Annotated in this window: 4 protein-coding genes and 3 pseudogenes; all 7 read right to left on the bottom strand. The window is 49.1% G+C overall.

Going from position 1 to position 6,326, the window contains the following annotated elements; all coding sequences use genetic code 11:
* Nucleotides 1-239: pseudogene (locus tag LUQ50_RS09495) on the bottom strand (hypothetical protein); the annotation flags it as partial.
* Nucleotides 240-365: 126 nt separating this feature from the next.
* The gene (locus tag LUQ50_RS09490; protein ID WP_300039532.1) at nucleotides 366-1,166 is read right to left on the bottom strand and encodes a formylmethanofuran dehydrogenase subunit C; all 801 of its coding nucleotides are present in this window, start codon (nucleotides 1,164-1,166) and stop codon (nucleotides 366-368) included.
* Nucleotides 1,167-1,176: 10 nt separating this feature from the next.
* Entirely contained in the window at nucleotides 1,177-2,892 is a 1,716-nt protein-coding gene (locus LUQ50_RS09485; protein ID WP_300039530.1) for a formylmethanofuran dehydrogenase subunit A, read from the bottom strand.
* Nucleotides 2,893-2,894: 2 nt separating this feature from the next.
* Complete coding sequence (locus tag LUQ50_RS09480) at nucleotides 2,895-4,220, bottom strand: formylmethanofuran dehydrogenase subunit B (protein WP_300039528.1); 1,326 nt, start codon at nucleotides 4,218-4,220, stop codon at nucleotides 2,895-2,897.
* A 1-nt stretch (nucleotide 4,221) separates the two neighbouring features.
* Entirely contained in the window at nucleotides 4,222-4,632 is a 411-nt protein-coding gene (locus LUQ50_RS09475; RefSeq protein WP_300039525.1) for a molybdopterin dinucleotide binding domain-containing protein, read from the bottom strand.
* A 575-nt stretch (nucleotides 4,633-5,207) separates the two neighbouring features.
* A pseudogene (locus LUQ50_RS09470) lies at nucleotides 5,208-5,921 on the bottom strand (DUF169 domain-containing protein).
* Between the two features lie 221 nt (nucleotides 5,922-6,142).
* Nucleotides 6,143-6,326: pseudogene (locus LUQ50_RS09465) on the bottom strand (hypothetical protein); the annotation flags it as partial.

Genomic DNA, 6,326 nt, shown 5'->3' with positions numbered 1-6,326 from the left:
CGGACAATATCAAGATAGAAGAGCATGCCCATGAGAGCAGCCATGTATTCTTCTGGTATCTTCGTCCCTTTGCTGATCTCCTCAATCGTTGCAGGACCGTGAACTGCCAGCCAGTCAAAGAGCCGGAGCTCGAGAGCTGCCCGGATCACCATAAATTCTTTGTATACTTGGATCAGGTCGTCGACAAGTTCAATGACCGGCAGTTCTGGTAATTTTATGAGTGGGGTATCTTCTATCATGGTTCCTCAGGGATAATTCGGTATCTCCTCTCCGTTTTTCAGTAGTCATCAGACCATTCTTTCTGGGATGAAAATGCGGGGAAAACCGGTGTATGTTAATGTTCACGTAATACTGGTAAAAAGAAGTTAGGCCTTAAGGTAGATGTTACCATAGATAACTTCTCCCTTCTTCTTGCCCTTTCGTTCTCCCAGGTCACCGATGTACTGATCAAAGGTGTAGGTCTGGCCATCGCATTCCTTCTCGACGGTTGCGACCTTCTTGAATCCTGGCAGCGGGTAGAGGATTTTCCCTAGTACGTAGGCGTCTCCTTTTACCATCTGGCCACCGACACGGCCCTCGACATCACCTTTGATGATGACGGTTCCACCATCAGCATGGGTCAGGACATGGATGAATGCATCGCCTTCTATGATGATGGTCCCCCCGGTCATGGCGGTCCCGATATCGTTACCTGCCTTTCCTTTAACCCGGATCAGCCCACCACTCATACCACGCCAGTCACCACGATAGGCACTGCCGACATGGTTGGTTGCGTCACCTTCCACGGTGATCTCTCCGCCTTCCATCGCGATCCCGAGGAATGCATCTGCATTGCCCTTGACGGTGATCTTTCCGCCCCGCATCCAGCAGCCGACATACATGTCAGCAGCGCTGTTGATGAGGATCTCACCAGCGGTCATCTGCTGGCCGAACCGCTTCATCTTGTGAACGTCTCCGTTCACGATGATCCTGGTCTCGGCTGCCGTTGCACCGGACTTTCCATCGAACTTGAAGAAATCTCCAAGTTTCCAGACGATCTTTCCCTCATGTGCCGGAAGATCAGCGATCTCGGCAAGGGACTTCCCTGCAAACAGATCAGGGGTTACACTGTAGCATTCGAGGTACAACTCAGGGTGCTGTACCAGGGTCATTGTTACGGTTTCCATCTTTTACACCTCAGGCAACGTCGACTTCTATTGCCCGCGGGCGGTACACGTGGTCGTCAAATACTGCATAGTTCTCAAGATTTACCGTGTAACTCTTGGTGAACTTCTCCTTGATGTCACGCATTACCTGAGTGTTTTCAGGCATGGTGACCTTAGTCCAGACCGTGTGGTTCGGGGGTTCTGCAACGATCTCTCCACCCTGAACAACAATGACTCCTTCCTTGATGGTGTAGGCAGTCTTGCTGAATGCTTCCTCGATCAGTTCAGGATCGGTTGGGAGTTTCTTGGCATCAAGGTCGTAGATGGCAATGTTTGCATCTGCACCAGCAGCAAGGCTGCCATACATGTTGGACATTCCCAGTGCCCTGGCCGGACCTGCACGGGTCATCATCGCGATCTCGTAGAGATTGAGTTCACGGTCCATAGAGGCGAGATCTGTTGCGGCGATAACTTTAGCCTTACCTTTCATGGAGTCAAGTGTTGCCAGACGGGCCTTGTTGGACATGAGCCATTTGATGATACGCGGGTACCGGGTAAACGGCCCTGCGTTCGGGTGGTCGGTCGTGATAAAGACCCTCATCATATCTTTTGCGTAGAGACCCAGTTCAAGGCCGGTTGCCCACTGGATACCGACGACGGCACTGTCTTTGTCATAGACAAATGGAACGATACCTGAACCGGTTTCGAGTTCTACATCACAGTTTGCCCACTTCAGGTGGTTGAGAGACTGGAGGTGGTGTTCGAACGGACCGTCTGCGGTCATCGTGGTGGTCTCATCAAGGGTGACACAACCAAGATCGATAGTGATGTTGTCAGCCTTATTGACGTAATCCATGACTTCCTTTGCTGCGGATCCGAAGGTTCCCCAACTGTTACCTTTGTAAGAGTGGAACTGCAGGTGAGTGTTATGAATGACCTGGGTACGTCCGAACTTGTTCTTGGCTTTGTATCCCTCTGCAAGTTTGAGCGTATCGAGAGTGTCCGTGTAGTTGCCCGGGTTACCGAGGTTGTTTCCATGCAGGTGCAGGGAGTGTGGCAGACCAAGGTACTCGTTCGACTCGATCAGCCCCTTGATGATCTCGGCTGGGGTGATGTCGAAGTACGGGACCGGGTCGTGAATGTTGACACAGTTCTCTCCCCAAGCCCATGCTTCAGTGCCACCAGGGTTGACGCACTTGATACCAACACCGTAGGTGGCTTTCAGGAGCCATGCGATATATGCAGCGTTGTTCTCGATCTCCTTGTTTTTGAGGTATTCGAGACAGAACCAGTTATTTCCGAAGACTGGCATTGCGGAGATATCAATGATGGGGGTGTCCCTGATCTCTTCATGTACGTGTGGAGCCATGAGCGGGGGCATTGCTGCCTCATTGACGTAGGTGTATCCCAGACGGGCATACGAGTACCCGGTCTTCCAGGTTGACGGAATTGAGAAACCCATCTCCATACGCTTGCCCTGCTTGACAATCCCGCCACGTACTGATCCTCTGAAGAGTTTGTCTTCAGGTCTCATCTCACGGCCGAGGTTGACTTTCGGACCTACCACATGGGTGTGAATATCGACACCACCGGCCATCACGGTCTTGCCGTTCGCGTCGATGCTCTTTGCCTTTGCAGAGACCTTGTCTACAATCTTGCCGTCCTTGATCGCGATATCTGCCTTGTCTCCCTTGATTCCGGAGATTGGGTCAAAGACGTACCCGTTCTTGATAATCAGTTCAGACATATTCAGGCCCCCTGTGCATTGAGTTCATCGAGGCGGTCAGCGATCTTGTTCAACAGAGTTTCATCATCAAGGAGTCCCTGGGGGTCGATGACCTGTCTGAACTGGATTGGCACATTGTCCATCCGGTAGACAACTCCGCCGACATCAACACCACAGATACAGACTGGAATGTGGAGGTCTGAGATCTCAGATGCCATGTTGATGCTTGGATCAATGGTGACCCAAGGATGCTTCTTGAGGTGCTGAACTGCCGGAATTGGGAAGTGTGCTCCTGCATCGGTTCCGATGTTGATGAACATATCCACTTCATCACGCATTGCCATGTCCACCGAGCTGGTCTCACCCGGATTCATATGTGCGTAGTTCTTCTTGGTGAGGTCAAGGCAGTACGGAAATCCGAATGTCCAGGACCAGACCACACCGGGACCGGCGATATTGTAATGTCCACGCATGGCCATGATCGTCCACTTGGCGACCTTGTTCAGGTCACGGGTGAGTGAGATCGCGATATCGATGTTGTGGTTACGCCCGTCAGAGTGTGTCAGACCCATGCCGAAGAAGGTTGTTCCGAACCTGGCATTTGCCATGATCTCGGCTACTTCGAGGATTTGTTCCTTTGGAACGTCTGCAACAACATCAGGCAGGTCATCGGCATGGCCATTTACAACCATCCGGAATGCATCGAAGAGTTCGTAGTCGTGACCCTGTTTTACACGGAGGTGAATATCTGCAACGTTAGCGGTATCGGTGTACCGGGGGTCAACCACGATGACGGTACGTTTCTTCTGCCCTTTCCCGGTGAAGAATCCACGGGGGAAGATAGAGTACCGGGACATGTGGCGGGGGTGTGCATGTGCAGGGTTTGATCCCCAGTATACGATCACATCTGCACGGTTCTTGACCTCACCGAGGGTACAGGTCGGGTACCCGTTATCAAATATTGCGAGGAAAGACGGGCCGTGGCAGATGGTTGCACAGTTATCAAGCATACCGCCTGCGGTTTCCATGACCCGTGCTGCTGCTGCCTGGCCTTCACAGTTGGTAGAGCCGAACCCGTACATGAGGGGTTTCTTTGCTTTGTACAAGTGCTGTGCGGTCCATTCGATGGCTTCCTCATAGGTGATGTCCTTCATAGAGCCATCAGGCTGGCGGAGCCGTGGCTTTCTGATCCGGTGGTCTGAACTTCCGTGTTTGAAGATTTCTGTTCCGATTGCGCAGACGTTTTCGACCTCAAGGACCTTTTTTCCGTCATCAGAGACAGTGACTCTAACATCATCGCAGGAGCAGCCACAGTATGGGCATCCCACATTCTCAATTACCTTCGGCATTTTACACCTCCTTCCACATACCGACAGCGCCCTGAACAAGCTGAAGAGCGGTCTTCAATTTTTCTTCAGGAGCAGACTCGACAGTCACCGGGAATCCACTATACTGTGGTGCACCGGTTGACTGGGTGCGGGGTGGAACGACCTGGTTTGCCCAGACACCCTGCCTGATATGGCAGAGGCCGGGGTATACTGTCTGACGGGCAACGACTGCCTTGACGATGACCTGGCCACTCTCACTGGTGACCCGGACATTGGTATTCTTTAATATCCCCAGTTTTTTCATGTCCTGCTCATTCATCTCGATGATATTACAGGCATCGAAATATTCCGGAGAGGTTTTCCCGATTTCCATAGCGATGCCTTCTTCGACGGCACGCTGAGTTATCATGTTTAAGATGTACTTTTCTGCCATAGGATCTCCCGAAAATCCTATCTTATCACATTCAGATCCTGATTGGGTCTTATCGGCACATGCAAACCGGTCTCCGGATTCTCCTTTGCATCAGCAAAACTGTTTTCCGGATATGGTAGGTGGGTATCTCTCTCTGCCACAAGTTTTTCTGCCACCCGGGGACAAAAATTCTTAGGCACAATGCTTGGAGACCCAATCAACAAATCACATTCGAGATTTTGAGTATATATCCTCTCTGAATTATTTATTTAGGCATGGGTTTTTTGATCGGTGATGGGATGAAAAGGGAAATATCTTGACAATAGTTTTGATATCTGGAAGTAAAAAATTTATTTTTAAAATAATTATTATATTTACAATTGCACTCGGTATACTTCTTTTGTTTATTCTCCGGAATTTTTTTGGGCACAATACTCCTCGGCAATCTCTCTAAAAATATTTAACAAGCATGCGGTGTAAACTATTCAGTGGAGAATATTTTTGGTGCCTATTCTCAATTGTCAGAATGCAGTTTGGTTTGATTGCGCGAAGCACTGATTTAGGATATCGTCACATCTGAAACGAATAAAATTTGATTATGAAGAGCCAGGAGCTCCCATGACTACCGGGAGTGCCTCGATGATCAGTGGAAGCATCTCGGCTGGAATACCCATAACCATCTCATTCTCATGGATTCCTGAGTACTTTCGTGACCCGTCACATCCAAGCGAGAAGTTCACAGCCCCGGTGAGATATACCTGAGCCGTTGCATCAGCACATACCGACTGAATACCTGCAAAATTACTGGTTATTCTTCCCCCGAGATGGTATAAACTGCTTTGAGCAAGTTTCAGCATTACCTTCGGAGTGGTGATAATGAGAACAATTGTCGGGTCAAATGGAGTTTTCTCAAGCGGAGCATAGGCAGTTGCATATGTCGCACCTGATTCTACATGGGGGATCCGATCAATTGTACGCTTGCATGATGGCCAACTGTCATATTTTCCAAGTTTTTAATAGAATTCACCGGTTTTCAGGGTGGGGGTGATCTCCCGAAGACCCATTGACCATGCTCCTCACATACAACTATGGTTCTCCTTGGTAGCATAGAATATTGAACCCTCTCTCCTTGCCTTGTTCACCATCTGACAGTGAGTAACTGTTTCCCCGATATGTGCTACTCCTTCAGGCAAGTGGTCTTCACTCGTAATAAATTTGACCGCTACCGGTGATCCATCAAGATGTAAAATCTCTTGAAAGGATTTTGCAATCTCCTGATAGTCAATTTTTGTTCGAATTGCATCCTGCATGATGGGTACTCGTGTATGGAACTTTACATCCATATAAATAAAGGTATCTCGCGATTTCATCCACATCTGTGAATATTCGCAGGTTTAAAGTGTCAACAATGCAGGTTTGGTTCGAAGATGGTCATGAGATAATAATTGAATTTACTTTAGAGATTTGAACAAATCGTCGTTATTATCCTGGCCCATGCCTGGAATTCATAAATATCGCTCGTTAAAGCATTTTATGGAATCAACGTTTCGCGAATGATGATTTTCGCGGTCTCTTCAGCGACTTCACCGGTAAAGGCAACGCATTGCTGAATATGCTCGGTTGATTTCAGTACCATTCCATGGGTGAGGGTTCGACAACATAGGCAACCGTGTCTGGTGGCGAAAAAATCGTGAAGTTCATGGGAAAGACTGAGG

It is taken from the genome of Methanospirillum sp. (assembly GCF_028679455.1).
In the GTDB taxonomy this organism is placed as follows: domain Archaea; phylum Halobacteriota; class Methanomicrobia; order Methanomicrobiales; family Methanospirillaceae; genus Methanospirillum.
This window is presented reverse-complemented; position numbering and strand designations above follow the sequence as displayed.

Coding starts and splice junctions, on each gene's coding strand:
- LUQ50_RS09480 (WP_300039528.1), bottom strand. CDS start 4,220: ATGCCGAAGGTAATTGAGAATGTGGGATGCCCATACTGTGGCTGCTCC.
- LUQ50_RS09490 (WP_300039532.1), bottom strand. CDS start 1,166: ATGGAAACCGTAACAATGACCCTGGTACAGCACCCTGAGTTGTACCTC.
- LUQ50_RS09475 (WP_300039525.1), bottom strand. CDS start 4,632: ATGGCAGAAAAGTACATCTTAAACATGATAACTCAGCGTGCCGTCGAA.
- LUQ50_RS09485 (WP_300039530.1), bottom strand. CDS start 2,892: ATGTCTGAACTGATTATCAAGAACGGGTACGTCTTTGACCCAATCTCC.